Consider the following 19,755-nt stretch of genomic DNA (forward strand, 5'->3'; position numbering starts at 1 on the left):
ATTAACTAATATTGAATTAATGATTAAGAATGTCCAAAAGCTGAATTTAACGCTACTGAATGCGGATTTTGTTGCGTTGAACAAAAACTGGAATTACAAGAATGTAACGAGCACGTTTTACCGCATCTACTATATCGGTGAAGGTAGCGGAAACATTGATGACGCAGCCGGAAGTATCAAATTGGAACCCGGATTTTTATACCTCATTCCGAGTTTTACCACCTGCAATTATCACTGCACGGAATACATGAGCCAATATTACATCACTTTTGTGGAGGAGTCGCCCGACGGTGCGTCTTTATTTGCAGCCAACCGCAAGATCTTTAAGATACCTGCACGCGACCAGGAAGCAGAGGCTGTAAAACGTATCTGTAAACTAAACCCCGGGCGGGGGCTAAAGGGCTCGCATAATCCATCCGTGTTTGAGAAACACGCCGCACTACAGCGGTACCAGGAGCTTAATCAGGCCATGTCGGCTCCTGCTTTGATGGAAACCCGCGGCCTGCTGTTGCAGTTAATGGCCAGATTTATTGCCTCGGGAACTTTCAATGAAAACGAAGAAACCGCCATCAATTCCAAAATTGCAGATGCTATTAATTTTATGCTTACCAACCTTCAGTCGGGCGTTATGGTAACAGAGCTTGCCAAACGAGCATGCCTGCATCCTGATTATTTTTCCCGGCTTTTCCATGAGAATACAGGTGAACGCCCCCTGGCTTACCTGCAGTTGCGGCGTGTAGAACGCGCCAGGCTGCTTTTGACGACAACAGACCTGCCCGTTTATGAGGTAGCCAGGCAATCGGGTTTTGAAAGTACATCTTATTTTGCGCGGATATTTAAAAACATTACCGGGCTTACAGCCGGAGCCTATAAACGGGATAATACCATTGGCTGACCAGGCAGCCATCCCCGAGGGAAAAGGACCTTTTTTGTTGTTTAACTTAATAACTTAGCAGGTATGGAATTACCCATACCGGTGCAATTGCACGGGAAGTAATATGATGCTTTGTTACTGAAATAAAGTACCCGTACACCGAATAACAAACGCTTTTGATCAAAAAAGCCGTTCCTCAATTTTCATAGTTACATTTTTTTAATAATTTCTTAATTTAGGCACACTAATTAATATGGCAGACTATAGCACATATTCAGATGCTGACCTGGCTGGTTTTTTAAAAACCGGCGACCGCTCTGCTTTTGCCGAAATTTATAACCGCTACAAATTCATACTTCATAACCACGCCTGGAACAAAACCCGTAATACTGCCGAAGCGCAAGATGCCTTGCAGGAAGTTTTTGCAGCGCTGTGGAGTAAACGCGAAACTATCAATATAGGCAGCAATTTATCGGGATACCTGTACAGTGCCGTGCGCAACCACATCCTGAATAGCATTGCGCGCAAAGATGTTCAGTCCAGGTATGTGTCGTCTATTCAGCAATTTTCTGCCGAAAATGTAACGGTAACCGACCACCTGGTTCGTGAAAACCTGTTTAAGGCGCTGATAGAAAAAGAAATTGCCGCGCTGCCACCCAGAATGCGGCAGGTGTTTGAACTGAGCCGAAAGCAACATTTAAGCCACAAGCAAATTGCCGAAATAATGGGCACCAGCGAGCAAACTGTTAAAAAACAAATGACTAACACCTTAAAGGTGCTCCGTTCCAAATTAGGATTGATAGCTTATCTATATTTGCTGATCACCATCCGCTGATTTTTTTTATTTACCCTTTTAGCGGCACTCTACTTTTACTTTTGATGAGCTTTAAATCATAGATATTTTTTCATATTCCCAGGCTTTGCATGTATCTTCTAATTTTATTTAACATCACCTAATTATTGATCACTGATTTTGATCAAGTAGTTCTACCATCAGTGACAACGCATTTTCGGAATGCATCCATTCTGCCATTTCGAGTGAGTCTCTTAGTTCTTGTACCGCCCGTGCCCGCATCGGTTCTTCGTAAGCTGCAACTGCAGACCTAAGATCATCATAACTTTCACTGGTAATACATTCACTTAATTCCAGAGCATCCAGCATTGCAAGGTTAACACCCTCGCCGGATGGCGGCATGATGTGAGCCGCATCGCCCAGCAGGGTTATATTGGGTTGTGCTTGCCAGGTTTGCCCTGAAGGAATATAATATTGCGGACGCAATAAAAGTGGCAACTCTGTATTTTCAATCAATTCAAGCCATATACTATCCCATTCCAGGAACTCATTTTTAAACCACGTATGCACTTGGGTGCGGTCTGCAAAATCAATTCCGCTGGTTTTCAGCCAATGCTCATCCTTTTTCAGGCTGATATAAAAATCTATACTGCCATCCCCTTTAGAAGAAATATGTAAAAACATACCGTCACCATACGCATAGATCTTCCCGTCTTTTAATAAGTGGTGAATGCGGGGTGCAGCAGTTTTACCATTTTCTACGTTCCCCTGTACGATCAATACGCCGGAATAAAGAGGTTTAACAGGTATAACTAAGGGACGAACAATGGAATTAGCACCATCAGCGCCAATTACAAGATCAGCGGTGGCCGTCGAACCGTTTTTAAATTTCAGTTTCCAGCCATGGCCATCCCTGGAAAGGGATTTTAATTGGCTGTCCCAAACAACAGTATCATCATGGAGCGAGTTTAACAGCATGTCCCTTAAAGGCCCTCTGTCGATTTCCGGTCGATAGGATGAACTATCGAAGTCTTTAATAGCTTCCTTATTGTGTTCGTCGTAGATGATGTTCGCATTTTTATCAACCACGCGTCCTTTTTCGTTACCCGGCCGGTAGGTAGCTTTAAAAGTTTCCATCAAACCTGCTGCTTCGATTGCTTTTAATCCCGATCCGAAGTGCAGATCAAGCGTTGCACCCTGCACGCGTGCCGTGGCATTGAAATCCCGCTCATAAACTTTTACATTTACACCTTTAAGCTGCAAAAGCCTTGCAAGTGTTAACCCACCCGGCCCCCCGCCAATGATGGCTACTTGTTTATTTTGTAAAAGATTTATTGCTTTTGATGTTTTCATTTGATGTTCTTTGATTGAAGCAAAGGAACATCTTAAGGCCCGCTTGTACAATACAGATACGCAGTGAGTATAGCACTAATCGAGGTTTTTGCTCCGAAAAGCTAAGGGGGGCATTCCGGTGATCTTAGTGAACAGGCGGGTAAAGTAAGAATAGTCATCATAGCCCAATTCAACTGCGATTTCTTTTACGGATTTGGTAGAATGATAAAGCAGCCGCCTGGCTTCCAAAATAACACGCTGCTGTATGTGATCGGAAACCGGCTGACCGGTGGTGCTTTTTACACACTCGTTCAGGTAAGGAGTAGATATATTAAGGCATTTAGCATACGCTCCCGGGCTTTTGACGGTTGTAAAATTATTTTCTAACGATGACTTGAACGCTTTAGTGACCACCTCAAACCTTGAAGAGTTATCGGTTGCTTTAGCCAATGCTATGTACTGCGATGCGACCAATGCAACTAAGGTATTGCAGCTTTCTTTCAGGATGGCATCAAATAGTTTCTCGTGTTTCCGTTCAGCAAATTGCATACAGAGAGAAGCGGTTTGAGCTATAATAGATAGGGTTTCTGCATCTAAAGCAAGGGCGCCTACCGGAGTAAGGCTTTCCAGCAGTTCAAGAAACTTCAGCTGCAGATTTTCAGGGGTGATCATCCAGCTCGTGATCGTGGCGTTTTCAAACCCTATTACACGATGTATTTGATGTGGATTTATAAATATGACAGAAGATGCGGCTATGCGATGTTCTTGAAAATCAATCTCTATGCGGGTTGTTCCTTTTTCCTGTAAGATAAACACATATCCGTTGTCCCTGTGCGACCGCTCAACCTCTTTGGAATCAGGCAAGCCATTATGCGATTTTCTTGCAATCATTATTCCTTCCCGGGTTCCAGCCGGCAAAGTATTGACAGGGATATGTTTGCTTTTTTTTTGCATCCTTTTCAATTGCAAAAATACAGGTTAAATGCTGCAATTTGCATAGCGTTATTAACGCTAATGCACCGAGCCCTTGGTGTACCATCAAAAGCGAAAACAGTGTGCCATCAAAAGAGAAAGCTTACACTTTTTATTATTTATTTTCCATCCCGATACCTCCTGCATAGCACCTCGCTGTCTTACACCCAAAGCCAGGGCTATGGTAAAGTAACCACAGACAGAGGCGCTGATTAAAATTGGTGGAAAAAAATATAGTAAGCGTAGAACACCTCTCGCATAAATACAGCAAAAACTGGGCGATAAGAGATATTAATTTCGAGATAAACCAAAAAGGCGTATTAGGCCTATTGGGTTCTAATGGTGCGGGTAAATCTACAACCATGAACATCCTTTGCGGCGTGCTCAACCAAACCGAAGGAAACGTTTTTATTGATGGTATTAACTTACGCGAACACCCGGAGCAGGCTAAACAGTTACTGGGTTTTTTACCGCAAAATGCCCCCCTGCACCTCGACCTTACCGTTGATGAATACCTCCGATACTGCGCATTTATACGGAATATTGAAAAAAAGCAGATAAAGGCAGCCGTTGAAGCTGCAAAGGACAGGTGTGGTATTGCGCACTTCAGTCAACGGTTGATCAGTAATCTATCCGGCGGATACCGGCAGCGCGTAGGCATAGCGCAAGCTATCATTCACCAACCTAAGCTGGTTGTATTGGATGAACCTACCAACGGGCTCGATCCGATACAGATATTGGAAGTACGTAAACTGATCAGGGAAATAGCCGAAGAACGGTCGGTGATTTTTTCAACCCATATCCTTTCAGAAGTGCAGGCTACCTGTAACGACATCCGGATGATAGAAGGAGGCAGAATGGTTTTTGCCGATACGATGGAAGCCTTCAACAATTACATCTTACCAAACTCCCTGCTGGTATCGCTTGACAACCCACCTGCACTCGCCGAACTGGAAGCTATAAATGGCGTAACGAGCGCCGAGCTGTTGAACGACCAACGCATCCGCATCCGGTTTAAAGCATCGGGCACCATTTCAAAGAAAATTGTTGAACTCAGCATAAACAACGGCTGGCAGTTGACTGAGATCCTGCTTGAAAAAAGCTCGCTCGACGAAATATTCGCCCAACTCTCTAACCGTCCTCTACGATAACAGCCATGCTAAAAACTATAAAAATCGCTCAACTGGAAATCAGTATCCTGTTCTATTCGCCGGTAGCCTGGCTTGTACTGGTTATTTTCATGGTACAATCGGGCATGGGTTTCTTTAACATGCTGCAAGGTGTGCAGGAGGCTTTATTGATGGGATCGCACATGGGCGATCTGACTTTTACCGCCTTCCCGGGAGTAAGCGGCTTGTTTGCAAAAATCACCGAAACATTGTACCTCTATATCCCATTATTGAGCATGGGGCTCATGAGCAGGGAAACCAGTAGCGGCTCCATCAAATTGCTGCTATCATCTCCCGTAAAGATCAGCGAGATCATCCTCGGAAAATACCTGGCCATTGTAAGCTATGGCTTTATACTTATTCTGATACTTGCTGTCTACTCCCTTATTGGGGTTATTGCTATAAAGGATGCCGATATTACCCTTATCCTTTCCGGCCTTATAGGGCTTTTCCTGTTAACGTGTACATACTCAGCCATCGGCTTGTTTATGTCGAGCTTAACCAGTTACCAGGTTGTGGCTGCTATAAGTACACTGGCTGTATTTGCAGTGCTTCGCTTTGTAGGAGGTATTGGCCAGGAGATCAATTTTGTAAGAGACCTTACCTATTTCCTCTCCATCTCCGGCCGGGCCGATGATATGCTGAAAGGCCTTATCACCACCAAAGATGTACTATATTTTATCATCATTATTGTATTATTTATCTCGCTTTGTATCCTTAGGCTTCAGGCTGGCCGCGAGGCAAAGCCATGGCGTGTGCAAGTAGGTAAGTATGTTTTGTTATTGGTAATATCCCTGATGCTGGGCTACATCAGCTCGAGGCCTTCTTTGATAGCTTACCTGGACATGACGGCGACCAAATCACGAACGCTTACCCAAAACAGTCAGGATGTGGCAAAAAAAATAGTTGGTCCGTTAACGATAACTACCTACGTGAACCTGCTCGACCAGGACGTATATTCGGGACTGCCCGCCGCGAGAAACAGCGACTTGGATATGTTTGCTGAGTACCGGCGTTTCATCCCCGGTTTAACCATGAAATACGTTTACTATTACGATGCTACCGATCTGCAGAATAACCGTAACATGATTTACCAGGGGAATATCAAAGGTTTGAGCATCAAACAGGTGGCCGAAAAGGTAGCCGATAATATGGGACTTGATCTGGACGATTTTATGCCTCCGGCCGAGATCCGCAAGATAATAGATCTGAGTAAGGAGAACAACACCTTTGTGCGGGTGCTTAGTTACAACGGCAAAACAAGTAAACTGCGTTTATATAACGAAATGAAACGCTTTCCGGAAGAGGCGGAGATAACTGCGGCCATAAAGCGATTAGTGGTTACGCCACCCAAAATTGGGTTTATAACCGGCAACAACGAACGAAGCATTGATAAAACGGGCGACAGGAACTACCAGGTGATCATCAATGACAGAACCGCACGCCAATCGCTCATTAACCAGGGATTTGATGCACAGAATAGCGACATTAACAACCAGGCCATCCCCCGCGATATTAACGTGCTGGTATTGGCCGATCCGACTATTGCTTTGACTGATGCTGCAGTACAAAAAATCAAAAACTATGTTGACGCTGGCGGCGATATGCTGATTACTGCCGAACCGGGCAGGCAGCAGATTATCAACCCGCTGTTGAAGTACTTAGGGGTACAATTAATGAATGGCATGTTGGTAGCGCCAAGTAAAAATGAAACGCCGGATATGGTTTACGCTACAATTGCAGACCAGGCCGCTCTCATCGACCCTGTTTTTGGGCGGCTCCACCAAAACCATAGCTTTGTAGCCATGCAGGGAGTAGCGGCAATTGCTTTTGAACAACAAAACAAGTTCCATATCAACACACTGTTAGAAAGCGCACCTTCGGGCTGGAACAAAACAGGCAAAACAGACCTTACATCAACAGAAGTAACTTACGATGCTGCGGCAGGCGATCAGAAAGGAAGTTTCCCGGTAGCCGCGGCGCTTTCCAGAATGATCAACTCGCGCCAGCAAAAGATCATCGTATCCGGCGATGCCGACTTGATGAGCAACCTGGCACTTAAAGCCCCTAAAGGCTATAACTTAACTTATAGCCAATTGCTGTTTAAATGGTTTTGCAACGGGGAGTTTCCGGTAGATGTAAGCCGTTTTGCAACAACCGACGATACTTTACAGATAAAGCGTAAGCAGCTTTCCACTTTTAAGCTGGTTTTTTTGGCTATTGTGCCAGCCTTAATCGTAGCTTTAGGAGCGTTTATACTGATTGGGAGGAAAAGGAAATAAATTTTACAAGCTGATACCTCCGGCAGACGCATCAGCTTGTCTTACTATACAAAGGGAATGACCAGCCAATTCAAATGGACGATAACGAAGTAAAAGAACTGCTAAACAGATACAGATTGGGCACTGCCACCGACGAGGATAAGGCATTGCTGGAAAGCTGGTATCTTGATTTTGAGGAACCTGGACCGGAAGAATTGAGCATGGATGAAAGATTGCGCGCAGTAAATGCAGCCTGGCAGCATATCAATGGAGATAACATCCCGGTAACAAAAATTGGCAGTTGGCGCACCGTAGCGGCTGTAGCATCAATCCTTGTGTTTTTATTGGTAGGCCTCATCTTTTTACTCATCAACAGAAATTCAACCGCAGGAATAGATACCGCCCAACTGGCTCATACTAAATTTGATATAGCACCGGGCAATAATAAAGCTACCTTAACCCTTGCCAATGGCAAAGTAATTAACCTGAGCAATAACCAATCGGGCGTTATGATTAATGCGGCCAGCCTTGTTTATAATGACGGGAGCAAAATTGATACATCGGCAAAAAGCAATAGCTCGAGAGACAATGAAAACATCACCCTAAACACCCCCAAGGGCGGCACCTACCAGCTTTTAATGCCCGATGGTACGCGGGTGTGGCTCAATGCGGCTTCTTCCATTACTTTCCCTTCCACTTTTTCCGGCTTAAAGCAGCGCAATGTTCAACTTACCGGCGAAGCTTACTTTGAGGTTGCTAAAAATAAGGCAGTACCATTCCGTGTTGCTTCAACCGGACAGGTAGTTGAAGTGCTGGGTACCCACTTTGATATCAATACCTATGCAGATGAACCTCTTGCCAAAACCACACTTTTAGAGGGCAGCATCCTGCTCAACAAAACCTTGTTAAAACCCGGCGAACAGGCGAGGGTTACACCGGGCGGCGTAAAGGTGGTTATAGCCAACATTGACGAAACTATGGGCTGGAAGAATAACTATATTGTTTTTGAGGATGAAAAAATAGAATCGGTAATGCGTAAGATAGCCCGCTGGTATAACGTGGAAGTGATTTACGAGGGCGATAAACCCGCAGATGATTTTGGAGGAAGGGTAAGCCGTGGCGCTTATGTATCAGAAGTATTAAAGAAACTCGAATTAACCAATAAGGTACACTTTAAAATAGCAGGAAGGAGGATTATCGTTACAAAATAATTACTACTACAGCGGTAATCCTTTTACAAACAAAAGGCCAGCAGTGCTTGCAACACAACTGGCCAATGCCTGGATTACGTCAATAAAACTTCAGATCGTATTAACTTCTTAAAACAGACTTAACAAATGTATAAAATTTATACAAGCAAATTTGGTGTGTCCCAAAAGCACATCCATAAACTCTTGCTGATGATGCGGTTAACCACCATAATTATTCTGATAACCATAATGCAGGTAAGCGCCAATAGCTTTGCCCAGCGGATAACGCTGTCAGAAAAAAAAGCAAGCCTTAAAGCAATATTCCTAAAAATACAGCAGCAAAGTAATTACGATTTTGTATACACCGCCCAGCTATTGAAAGATGCCCGATCGGTGAGCATCAATGTTAAAGGGGCCGAACTGCAAACTGTGCTTGAACAGCTATTTAAAGATCAGCCCTTAACTTATACCATTGATGAGCATACCATTGTAATTAAACAAAAGGAGGCTTCTTTTTTTGACAACGTTAAAGATTTTTTAGCATCGATTAATATCACCGGCATAGTAACCAATAATAAGGGCGAACCACTCCCCGGAGCTTCTGTAAGAATAGAAGGAACTCAAAAAGTAGTCATCACCAATGCCGACGGAAGGTACTTCCTTCAAAACGTACCTAATGAAGGCAACCTCATTACATCCTATATCGGCTATCAAACAGATACCATAGGCATAAGGGGCTTTACCGAGATCAATATCAAGTTAAAACCCCAGTTGCGGGCCATACAGGCGGTAACCATCGTATCAACAGGTTACCAGGATCTGCCTAAAGAGCGGGCTACCGGCTCTTTTGAATTAATTACCAAACAGCAGTTAGCGCATAGCACCGACCCTAACCTGGTGAGGCGGCTGGAGGGTATAACAACCAGCCTGGATTTCAGGAACGACCTGCGACCTACAAACTCCAGCGACCCTAACGCGAAACGGTCGCCTTTGGCGCTGCTTACTATCCGCGGCAAAAACACGCTTAACGATGCGGTAAATGCAGATTTGAACGGAAATACCAGCGGACAGGTACTTGTTGTTATTGACGGCATAGCAAGCCCTTATTCTATCGATAAAGTGAACCCTAACGATGTGGAAAGCATTACCGTTTTGAAGGATGCAGCAGCAGCCTCTATATGGGGATCGAGGGCTGCCAACGGGGTTATTGTAATCAAAACCAAAAGAGGAGCTTACAACCGGCCAACGCAGATCAGTTTTAACAGCAATGTTAGTGTTACTGAAAAAGTAAACTTGTTTTACAATAAAACCATGAGCACCTCCGACTTTATCGACGCGCAAATGGCCCAGTTTACCCAAACCAACCGGGTATTGCCGGCTATCAGCATCTCGGACCTTTATGGCCAGGAACCTGTATCACCGGTTGCGGAGATCATGGATGCCTGGAAAAATAAAAACACACTTACCGCCGCGCAGGCAAACCAGCAGATTGACGCCCTACGCGGGAACGACATCAGGCGCGATTATACCAAATACTTCCTGCGCAATTCGGTTACCCAAAGCTACTCGCTGGCTATCGACGGCGGATCAACCCTGGTTAACTATCGCTTGTCAGGCGGTTATGATAAATCCATTAATAACACCAAAGCCTCCGGTTCCGACCGTATCGTTGTGGCTGCTAACATTTCGGCACGGCCGGTAAAAAATCTGGATCTGCAGGCCAATATCAGCTACAACGCTCAGCATACTAATGACCAGGCTGCCGAAAATGCCATTACCGGTGCCACAAACTCGGTTTTTCAACCCTATACCCGTTTAACCGACGATAATGGCAACCCTGCCCTGGTAACTAAAACATACCGCCCGGGCCTGGTAGACCTGTTGGCCAGTACTTATGGCGATAAGATCCAAAGCCTCCAATACCGCCCGCTTGATGATATTAACGAGGGTTATAACCAGGTTAAATCGCAGAATATCAACCTGAATTTCCAAGCCAACTATAAAGTATTAGACGGACTTTCGGCACAAATAGCTTACAACTATAATTCGGGACGTAATGATGATAATACCCTTTACAGGCAAAACTCATTTTTTATGCGTAACCTGTATGATTACCATACCACATCGCCCTACTCATTTGATGAGCAAACGGGCGAACCGGTACCGGCATTTGTTCATAACCTGCCATTAGGAGGGCAGTACACAACCAATTTAGTTAAAACCAGCAACCAAACTTTGCGCGGGCAATTAAATTATGATAAAACATGGCACGAAAAGCACCAGCTATCGGCTATAGCCGGTATAGATGTAGCCCAAAACTATAGCATTACGAAAGTTGACGGCTATTACGGTTATAATGAAAACACCTTGCAAAGTGCCAACAATATCAATTATCACGACCTGTTACCTATATTGTTCGCATCGGATTTTAGTGGCTACGCCAGTGAATATATTCCCAAAATAACTTCCGGCTTTGTTGATTCCAAGGTAAGAACCTATAGCTATTACGCCAACGCCGCTTACACCTACAACCGAAGGTATACCTTGTCCGGCAGTTTCCGCCGCGACTTGTCGAGCGAATTTGGGCAGGGCACCAATAACAGCGGCACTCCGTTTTACTCTTTCGGTGGCAGCTGGACTATCAATGAGGAAAAATTTTATAACTGGGCTTTGTTCCCCATGTTGCGGTTAAGAGCAACCTTTGGCTACAATGGTAACGTAAACCCGGCCGTGTTAGCAAGGCCGCTCATCAATTATTCCACCTTTAACGGTACAAACAACCTTCCTTATGCTTATACTGATGCAAGTTCGGGAGTTTCAAACAGCTTATTACGCCCCGAAAAAACCGGTATATTTAATGTTGGATTAGATTTTGGCGTAAAAGGCAACCGGATCTCCGGAAGTGTAGAATATTATAACAAAAAAACAACGGATCTGCTGGCTAATGGCGCCCTCGACCCAAGTACAGGCTATTCCAACACTACCTTCAATACCGGCGACCTCAAGGGCTACGGTATGGATATTACTATCAACTCGGTTAACGTTAAGGCCGGAAATTTCAGGTGGGCCAGCAATTTACTATTTAGCTATAACAAAGTAAAAGTTACCAAACTTTACGGCACGTCGGCGAGTTCGGCAGGTCAGGTGGTATCTAACAGCACCGGGTCATATAACGAAGGCTTCGATTTGTCCCGCGTATTTGGTTATCAATGGGCAGGCCTCGATCCCAAGACGGGCGACCCGAGAGGTTATGTAAACGGCGTTGCTACAGCCATTTCAAATACAGCCGCTGGAACAGCCGCCTACAACGCTATCCAGAACGCACCACTATCCACTCTGCATTATTTCGGTTCGGCTGTACCGGTTTATTACGGTTCGTTCCGAAACACATTGAGCTATGGTGCATTTTCGGTATCGGCTAACATCCTTTATAAGTTAGGTTATTATTTCAGGCGGCCGGCTTCTCAGATAGTGAGCTACAGTGCCTTATACAACCGCACACCGGTATTACAGGGCGCTGAATATAACAACAGGTGGCAAAATCCCGGCGACGAAGCCCATACCAATGTTCCGTCTGCGGTGTTTTCGTCTACCAATCAAAACAGGGATCTTTTTTACCAATACTCGGAGATCAATGTTTTAAAAGGCGATCATATCCGGTTGCAGGAGATTAATTTATCTTATGCCGTTCATGCTCCTCAAGGCTGGTTCATTAAAAACCCAAGGGTTTATGCCAATGTAACAAACCTGGGCATCATTTGGCGGGCAAATAAATTAGGAATTGATCCCGACGTATTTGATTACCCTATTCCAAAAACCTATAGTATCGGATTTGCTGCTAACTTTTAATTAAAATCATCATGAAATTACAGAAACATATATTGATACTGGTGATGCTGAGCTTGTTTTTTGCATCGTGCCGAAAATACGTAGACATTAAGAAAAGCAGTTTACAATCCTTTATAACCACGGCTAACGACTGTCAGCTTTTACTGGATAATTATACCTTGTTCAATACGGGTTATCCCTATGATGGCGAAGCCTCGTCGGACGATTATTACCTGACGGACGATATGTACAACACGCAGGATTTTATCAGTGTGGAAGATCTTAGTGTATATACCTGGCTACCCGGTTCTATCCGCGCAGGTTCTGATCAATGGGTTGGCCCTTATAATAAAGTTTACCACGCCAATTTGATCATAGAGGCGCTGGATAAACTGGCAGGCACAGAAAATCAATCGGTAATCAATAACCTCCGGGGTTCAGCGCTTTTTATGCGGGCTTATTCTTTTTGGAATGTGGCACAGCTTTACGCTAAACCATACAGCGCAACGGCATCATCTGATCCCGGTATTCCTATCCATCTCGTATCTGATGTGAATAATACGCCGGGGCGCGGAACGGTAAAGGAAGCTTATGACCGCATCATTCAGGATTTAACCGAAGCCGCCGGTTTATTGAACACCACCTCAACCATATCGTCCAGGCCAAATAAGGCTGCCGCCTACGCCATGCTGGCAAGGGTTTACCTTTCCATGGAAGACTACCCGAATGCGCTGATCAACGCAAAAGCCGCTTTGGACTTAAACAGCACGCTGCTTGATTTCAACACCATCGACCCGCAGAACCCTTCACCCTTCAGGCGTTTTACAAATCCCGAAGTTGTTTTTCATTCTATCCTGGCTAACAACGATTTCCTGGCCGGCGGTTCGGCAGATTTTACAACGGCTAAAATAAAAACAGATTTTGTAAACAGTTATGACAGTAACGATTTAAGAAAGACGTTCTTCTTCCAGCAAAACAATGATGGCAGCTTCCGTTTTACCGGTAATTACGAACCCACAACAGGCTCCAACCTGTTCAATGGATTAACTACAGATGAGCTTTACATTACACGTGCCGAATGTTATGCCCGCGCCGGTAACACAGCGGCTGCGCTGGCCGATCTGAATACTTTATTAAAGGCAAGGTGGACAACCGGCACCTTTGTAAACGTAACCGCAGTCAGTGCAGATGATGCCCTTACCAAAATAGTGGCAGAACGCCGTAAAGAGCTGATTATGCGCGCGCAAAGGTGGACTGATTTACGCAGGCTAAATAAGGATAGCCGCTTTGCCGTAAACCAGGCCCGCGATATTATCACAGGCACATCAACCAAAACGTTCACTTTACCGGCTAACGATCCACGGTATACCTTGTTAATACCACAAGAAGTTATTACGGGGTCAAAACTCCCTCAAAACCAGCGTTAATTACCGCTTTCTCATTTTAACCGCCAAAATACATCCTTGCCAAAAGCCCGGATGTATTTTGGCGGTTTTATTTTATTTTTTTGCCCGGCAGCACTTCTAACCATGAACAAAATAACTGCTATTGGCAGGCGCTCGCCTATACCGGGAGATTAGACAGCAAGGCCATTAATAGCAAAAACATTGAAGGGCACCAAAGGCAGAATTTATATTGGGAGTACAATCCATACAAAGTTACCTCGAACTGGCGATCAGAATGTGGGATTCATCTGTATAAACTGATTAAACTCCTGTAATTTATCGGTGTTGATAAAATCCATCCCATCATTTAGCAATCTTCGCCATACTTCAGGCTGGTCTGGAATTGCCCACAACCTGCATTTCTTTCCATCCCGGTGTACTTGTGTTATAAACGCCTTTACCTGGTTATATTGATTTTCAGTTATGGTATCCTTCCCGTTCCAATGGGTGATTGTTTTAAAAGCCTCGCTAATTACCGGCACCTGCGCTAAACTATATCCTTTTTTGGTATCTGCCAACCTACCGTCAATACCGGCAATGCTGGCTTTATCCTTTAATACAAAATGCAGGTCTTCAAAACTGGTTAAATATATTTTAAAGTGAGGGTTATGCAGAAATTCCGGATAGCCAAGAATTTGTGCCTTTAACGCCTGGTAGGTATGGAGCGAATCGGACTTGATATCGATCATTAAATAAAATATTCCGTCGTAATTCTTATATACCCGGTTATTATTGGCCTGCATTATTTTTTGCAGGGGATCTAAATATAAACTTTTAAGCGTTTTTAGAGGGTTTGTTTTTTCGGGCCTTTCGTGCGAAACAAAAAGTTCACCGTTTATTAAATAAATATCGGCTTCCACACTTGTAAAGCCTAAAGCCAGTGCATCTTTTAACGGATGTGTGTGCATGTAGTCGTTATGCGCATGCGCGCGGACGATGGGTTTTACCTGTGCTGTTAAACTGCAGCATGCAAACAGCGCAAAAAAAAGAGATAATAAATGTTTGTAATACATTGGTTGATGCTTTATAAACAGGGCAGCCCGAGCTGCCCTGTGGTGTATAGTTTGACTAATCAGTAGCCAGGGTTTTGTGGGAAAATTGCGGGATTGTTGATCACGCTTATTTCGGACTGAGGCACAGCATAAAGTAATTGATAGGGCTGAATTTTTATTCCTACGGCCGCCATAGCGGTTATAGCATTTCCGGTGCGTATTAAATCAAACCAGCGGTCGCCTTCCAGTGCAAGTTCCAGGTTTCGCTCTTTATAAATGGCGTTTCTAAAGGTTGTTTGATCCGGCAAATCCGTTAGGGTATAAGCCGGAATTTTAGCCCTTAACCTAACTTTATTTAAATTTGATAAGGCGCCGTTGCTACCTGTTGCATCATAAGCCACTTCGTTAAGTGCCTCCGCGTACATCAATAAAACATCGGCATACCTGATCACGATAAAATCGTTACCGGCATCATTACCTGTGCCTATGGCGTCAAAAAATTTAACCGCACATATAATAGATGTGCCTGATGGCTTCCCCGAGTAAACCAGCGACAAACGCTTATCGCCTACGGGGTATGCCTTTTTCAGGTTGGGTGCAACAACGGAGTCGATACCTCCGTTAGCCTGGATCCAAAGCGGGTGCCCCTGCCCCACCCCTCCCTTTAAGAACTTAACGGCGAATATGATCTCTGCATTGTTTTTATTGGATGTACTGAATACATCACTATAGTTGCTGAGTAACTGATAAGCATTACCGGTAATCACATCGTTTAAAATACTTGCTGCCTGGGGGTATTTTTTCTCCGTCAGGTAAACTTTGCCCAGCATGGCTTTTGCTGCACCAGAGGTTGCCCTGCCAATATCTGCTCCTGTGTAACTTACCGGCAGATTTAACGCCGCGCTTTTCAGATCGGCCTCTATCTGGTTGTAAACCACACTCACATCGCTTCGGGTTAATACCTTGGCATCAGCAGCGGTTATTTCTGTAGTAACTAAGGGCAACTTACCAAACAGGCGCACCAGGTTAAAGTAACACAAGGCCCGTATAAAAGATGCTTCGCCTATGATACGTTTTTTTGTTGCGTCGTCAAAACTCACATCACCAATACGGTTAAGTATCACATTACTATCATAAATGGTATTGTAAAAAGCCTGCCAGGCATTACCCGGCACTGTATTGGTTGTGCCTTCTAAAAACTGATCGATATTATATTTAAGCCCGCCGTTGGTTGAGGGGAAATTATCAACCACATTGTCTGCCCGGTTTTCGGTAAGCGTTAAGTAGTCATTGCCGTAGATGGCGTTACTTTGCAATGATGCATAGGTGCCGTTTATCGCCGTTAAGAAATCCGTTTTAGTTTGATAAAAATCAGCCACGGCAACGTTGGATTGTGGCTTCAAATCAATAAAACTTTTTGTGCAACCACCCAGCAAGGTTGTTAACAAAACAAGGGTAAGTATATACTTTTTCATGATTGTTTGAGTTAAAAGGTAACGGAAAGGCCCAGCGTGGTTGTTTTTGAAAGCGGATAAGTGCCATAATCTTCGCCTGATGACAGCGCATTATCCGGCCTGTTGCTTACTTCGGGATTGTATCCGGTAAATTTGGTAAAGGTAAAAGGGTTCTGTAACGAACAGTAAATCCGCAGCTTAGCTATGCCTGCTTTTTGCACCCACTTCAGGGGTAACTGGTATCCTAAAGCTATATTACGTATCCTTACATAAGAGCCATCCTCCACATGCCAGGTAGACGTAGTGCCGTTACTGCCGGTAGGGCTGCGGTTTGCCCGGTTTACCAAACCGTTTCCGGGATCCGAAGGCGACATCCAACGATCAAGCACGCCAACCATCTGGTTCATGTTACCATCTACATTAAACAGATAGCGCCGGTTTAAATTAACAATCTGGTTGCCCTGCACGCCCTGTACGGCCACACTTAAATCAAGGCCCTTGTATGCAAAACTGTTGGTAAAGCCAAAAGTATAAGACGGAAGGTATGAACCTACAATTGTCCGGTCGCTCGATAAATCAATTTTACCGTCTCCGTTTACGTCTACAAATTTAAAATCACCCGGCTTGGTATTGGCTAAATGGGGGTAATTATCAATCTCACTTTGATTTTTAAATACGCCGTCAACCTTCATCAGGTAATAAGAGCCTATAGGCGACCCAATCTGGGTAATAAAATAAGTATTTGCTGTGCCGCCTGCCACAATAATGGGATCGCCGGCAGGCCCTAAGGCTTTTACGCGGTTTTTATTGGCGGCAATATTAAAACTTGAAGTCCACTCAAATTTACCACTTATCACTTGTGCCGATAAAGTAGCCTCTACGCCACGATTGTTAACCTTACCCAGGTTTTGGAGTTGCGTACTAAAGCCGGTGATTTGCGGAACATTAACATTTAAAAGCAGGTTGGATGTATTACTGTCATAATATTCAGCTTCTAAGAAGAGTTTGTCGTGAAATAAACCCAGATCGAACCCGGTATTCAACATGGCGGTCTTTTCCCAGGTCAGGTTATCATTACTTGCAGTTTTAGGTATTACGCCACTGGTAATTACATTATTGCCCAGCACGTAATTGTTGTAATTGATTAAACCGTAAGAACCATAGTTTGGTATTTGAAAATTACCCGTTAGCCCATAGCTGGCTTTCAGCTTTAAGGTGCTGATGATTTTATTGTTTTTCAAAAACTCTTCTTGCGATACTAACCATCCCACCGATGCAGAAGGAAAATAACCATACTTGTGGTTGGGGCCAAACCTGGACGATCCGTCTGACCGGATGGATGCCGTAGCAAAATATTTATTATCGTAATTGTATTGCGCCCGGCCGATATAAGATATGAGCGACCATTGCTGTAAAGATGAACCGCCTGATGATATTTGACCGGCATTTAGCGTTTGTACTAAATTATTGGGAAAGTTAGATGATGAAAGATAATTGTACGTATCGTTATCCTTTTGGGTGCTAAAGCCAGCCAGCAAATCAAGGGTATGCTTTCCGAAGGCTTTGTTATAGTTAAGTGTATTTTCTACAAGCCAGTCAATAAACTGTTCAGACCGTGAAATACCCGTACCTATGGAAGGGCCCTTAACATTGGCTATCTCCAGATCTGTAGGCCTAAAATAATCACGATGGAAGGCATTGAGATCAACACCCAGCGAAATTTTATATTTTAAGCCTTTTATAAATTCATACTCGGCAAAAGTATTTCCCAGTATGGATATCTGCTGTAGCTTATCTTTGACTTCGTTTGCCAATGCCACCGGATTTAAGATACTTGATAAGCCATATCCCTGCACATTGCCGCTGAAATTATATGAGCCATCCGGATTGTACACAGGGTAAATTGGCGGCAGCGTTTGCGCCAAACCAATTATCCCTTCATCAAAATAAGGTCCTTCGGAGTTGATGAGGTTATTTATGGTTACCGTTGGGTTCATGTTTACGCCAAAATGCAATTTACCCGATTTGGAATCCAGGTTAAACCGGGTACTGTAACGGCTGTAGGACGAGCCTATAACCACACCTTTCTGGTCCAGGTAATTACCGGACAAATAATAATTGGTGCTGTTGTTACCACCGGATACCGATAGGGTATGACTTTGAATAGGCGCTCTCCTGAATATTTGATCCTGCCAGTCGGTATTGGTTAGTCCCGTCTGGCCTTGCAGGTATGGTAATAAATTAGGCGGAATTTGCCCAGCCGAGGGCCGCACACTATTCGGATCGTTTATGGAACCGGCTGGATTGGCATCCAGATAGGCATTATTGCGCGCATCAAGCGCCATCTTAGCATATTGATAAGCATCAAGCAAGTCGATTTTTTTAGCAACAGACTGCCACCCGTAATAGGTATCGTACTTCACTACAGGCTTACCGGCCTTGCCATGCTTGGTGGTAATTAAAACAACACCGTTTGATGCCCTTGATCCGTATATAGCGGCCGACGATGCATCTTTAAGCACGCTGATAGATTCGATATCATCAATATTTAACGAGCTTAAAACGTTAATGGGGTTGTCTGGTATGTTTGAACTTGTAGTGCCGGTGGCGCTTTTGATGTCGTTTGATAGCGGTACGCCATCAATAACATATAAGGGATCGTTACCGGCGGATATGGAGTTTAACCCCCGTACTCTTATAGACAGGGCCGCGCCCGGCGAACCGGATGTTTGCAATACCCTTACCCCCGCAATTTTGCCGGCCATGGCTTGGTCAAAACTGGTTACCGGCTGGTCTTTTAAGTCTTTAGCTTTTACCGATCCGATAGACCCGGATACCTGCCGCTGGGTGTTTATGCCATAACCAACCACAACAACATCGTTTAAACTTTTAACACTTGGCTGTAAAACTATTTTCAATAATCTTTGGTTGCCAATGCTAATTTCTTTTGAATTATAGCCGATATAGGAACAAACCAACGGACTGTTTAAATCAGTTACTACCATTTCGAACTTCCCATCCTTATCCGTAACCGTAATTGCCTGCCCGTTTTTTGATTTAATGGTTACACCGGGCAGGGGCTGGCTGTTTTCATCATAAACAACACCAGAAATCCTGACCGGATATTTAACCTGGTCATTGTTAGAAGATATTACGATCGTTTTCTCGATAATTTTAAAAGAGAAGGGCTGATTTTTAAAACACTCGTTCAATACGCTTTCCAGCGATGCATCCCTTAAGCTGATGCTGATCTTGTGCCCATTTTGCAACTGCTGATCATCGTATAAAAAGGTATAGGCAGATTGATTTTCTATAGATTCGAAAACCTTTTCTAAAGAAATATTTCTCTCACTGATACTTATTTTTTGGCTGTATACATTGGCACTTGCCTGCAATAATCCGAACAAGATTAGCAAGGCACTCAAATTTATCCGCATAATCAGTT

12 protein-coding genes are annotated in these 19,755 nt (G+C 44.1%); 7 read left to right on the forward strand and 5 right to left on the reverse strand.

Annotation, left to right across the window (positions count from 1 at the left end; all coding sequences use genetic code 11):
• Window positions 1-19: 19 nt before the first annotated feature.
• Window positions 20-895 carry a helix-turn-helix domain-containing protein gene (locus MUCPA_RS03545; protein ID WP_008504484.1) on the forward strand — a complete coding sequence of 292 codons (876 nt, stop codon included), beginning with the start codon at window positions 20-22 and terminating at the stop codon, window positions 893-895.
• A 232-nt stretch (window positions 896-1,127) separates the two neighbouring features.
• A complete protein-coding gene (locus tag MUCPA_RS03550; RefSeq protein ID WP_008504486.1) occupies window positions 1,128-1,709 on the forward strand; it encodes an RNA polymerase sigma factor in 582 nt (193 codons plus the stop codon).
• A 129-nt stretch (window positions 1,710-1,838) separates the two neighbouring features.
• On the opposite strand, the gene MUCPA_RS03555 is transcribed toward MUCPA_RS03550, so the two are convergent.
• Both MUCPA_RS03555 and MUCPA_RS03560 read right to left on the reverse strand, forming a co-directional pair.
• Complete coding sequence (locus MUCPA_RS03555; RefSeq protein ID WP_008504488.1) at window positions 1,839-3,020, reverse strand: FAD-dependent oxidoreductase; 1,182 nt, start codon at window positions 3,018-3,020, stop codon at window positions 1,839-1,841.
• A 75-nt stretch (window positions 3,021-3,095) separates the two neighbouring features.
• Complete coding sequence (locus tag MUCPA_RS03560) at window positions 3,096-3,890, reverse strand: AraC family transcriptional regulator (protein ID WP_233276842.1); 795 nt, start codon at window positions 3,888-3,890, stop codon at window positions 3,096-3,098.
• A 302-nt stretch (window positions 3,891-4,192) separates the two neighbouring features.
• Here MUCPA_RS03560 and MUCPA_RS03565 point away from each other — a divergent pair, with 302 nt between their 5' ends.
• The 5 genes from MUCPA_RS03565 (at window position 4,193) to MUCPA_RS03585 (ending at window position 13,846) form a co-directional block, all read left to right on the forward strand.
• Entirely contained in the window at window positions 4,193-5,122 is a 930-nt protein-coding gene (locus MUCPA_RS03565; RefSeq protein ID WP_008504493.1) for an ABC transporter ATP-binding protein, read from the forward strand.
• A gap of 5 nt (window positions 5,123-5,127) precedes the next feature.
• Entirely contained in the window at window positions 5,128-7,422 is a 2,295-nt protein-coding gene (locus MUCPA_RS03570; protein ID WP_008504496.1) for a Gldg family protein, read from the forward strand.
• A gap of 74 nt (window positions 7,423-7,496) precedes the next feature.
• Window positions 7,497-8,612 (forward strand): FecR family protein, encoded by a 1,116-nt coding sequence (locus MUCPA_RS03575; RefSeq protein WP_008504497.1) that lies wholly within the window; start codon window positions 7,497-7,499, stop codon window positions 8,610-8,612.
• A gap of 126 nt (window positions 8,613-8,738) precedes the next feature.
• Window positions 8,739-12,440, forward strand: a complete 3,702-nt coding sequence (locus tag MUCPA_RS03580) for a SusC/RagA family TonB-linked outer membrane protein (RefSeq protein ID WP_008504498.1) — start codon at window positions 8,739-8,741, stop codon at window positions 12,438-12,440.
• 11 nt (window positions 12,441-12,451) lie between these two features.
• The gene (locus MUCPA_RS03585) at window positions 12,452-13,846 is read left to right on the forward strand and encodes a RagB/SusD family nutrient uptake outer membrane protein (protein ID WP_008504499.1); all 1,395 of its coding nucleotides are present in this window, start codon (window positions 12,452-12,454) and stop codon (window positions 13,844-13,846) included.
• 248 nt (window positions 13,847-14,094) lie between these two features.
• Here the strand turns inward: MUCPA_RS03585 and MUCPA_RS03590 are convergent, their stop codons facing one another.
• The 3 genes from MUCPA_RS03590 to MUCPA_RS03600 are packed head-to-tail and all read right to left on the reverse strand — an operon-like array spanning window position 14,095 to window position 19,747.
• Window positions 14,095-14,877 (reverse strand): PI-PLC domain-containing protein, encoded by a 783-nt coding sequence (locus MUCPA_RS03590; protein WP_008504500.1) that lies wholly within the window; start codon window positions 14,875-14,877, stop codon window positions 14,095-14,097.
• A gap of 59 nt (window positions 14,878-14,936) precedes the next feature.
• A complete protein-coding gene (locus MUCPA_RS03595; RefSeq protein WP_008504501.1) occupies window positions 14,937-16,331 on the reverse strand; it encodes a RagB/SusD family nutrient uptake outer membrane protein in 1,395 nt (464 codons plus the stop codon).
• An 11-nt stretch (window positions 16,332-16,342) separates the two neighbouring features.
• Window positions 16,343-19,747 carry a TonB-dependent receptor gene (locus MUCPA_RS03600; RefSeq protein ID WP_008504502.1) on the reverse strand — a complete coding sequence of 1,135 codons (3,405 nt, stop codon included), beginning with the start codon at window positions 19,745-19,747 and terminating at the stop codon, window positions 16,343-16,345.
• Window positions 19,748-19,755 lie beyond the last annotated feature (8 nt).

The organism is Mucilaginibacter paludis DSM 18603, assembly GCF_000166195.2.
Lineage (GTDB): Bacteria > Bacteroidota > Bacteroidia > Sphingobacteriales > Sphingobacteriaceae > Mucilaginibacter > Mucilaginibacter paludis.

Bases quoted from the DNA above. Each gene is read 5' to 3' on its own strand.
- MUCPA_RS03585 (WP_008504499.1), top strand. From the start codon at position 12,452: ATGAAATTACAGAAACATATATTGATACTGGTGATGCTGAGCTTGTTT.
- MUCPA_RS03590 (WP_008504500.1), bottom strand. From the start codon at position 14,877: ATGTATTACAAACATTTATTATCTCTTTTTTTTGCGCTGTTTGCATGC.
- MUCPA_RS03570 (WP_008504496.1), top strand. From the start codon at position 5,128: ATGCTAAAAACTATAAAAATCGCTCAACTGGAAATCAGTATCCTGTTC.
- MUCPA_RS03545 (WP_008504484.1), top strand. From the start codon at position 20: ATGATTAAGAATGTCCAAAAGCTGAATTTAACGCTACTGAATGCGGAT.
- MUCPA_RS03580 (WP_008504498.1), top strand. From the start codon at position 8,739: ATGTATAAAATTTATACAAGCAAATTTGGTGTGTCCCAAAAGCACATC.
- MUCPA_RS03595 (WP_008504501.1), bottom strand. From the start codon at position 16,331: ATGAAAAAGTATATACTTACCCTTGTTTTGTTAACAACCTTGCTGGGT.
- MUCPA_RS03575 (WP_008504497.1), top strand. From the start codon at position 7,497: ATGGACGATAACGAAGTAAAAGAACTGCTAAACAGATACAGATTGGGC.
- MUCPA_RS03560 (WP_233276842.1), bottom strand. From the start codon at position 3,890: ATGATTGCAAGAAAATCGCATAATGGCTTGCCTGATTCCAAAGAGGTT.
- MUCPA_RS03600 (WP_008504502.1), bottom strand. From the start codon at position 19,747: ATGCGGATAAATTTGAGTGCCTTGCTAATCTTGTTCGGATTATTGCAG.
- MUCPA_RS03555 (WP_008504488.1), bottom strand. From the start codon at position 3,020: ATGAAAACATCAAAAGCAATAAATCTTTTACAAAATAAACAAGTAGCC.
- MUCPA_RS03550 (WP_008504486.1), top strand. From the start codon at position 1,128: ATGGCAGACTATAGCACATATTCAGATGCTGACCTGGCTGGTTTTTTA.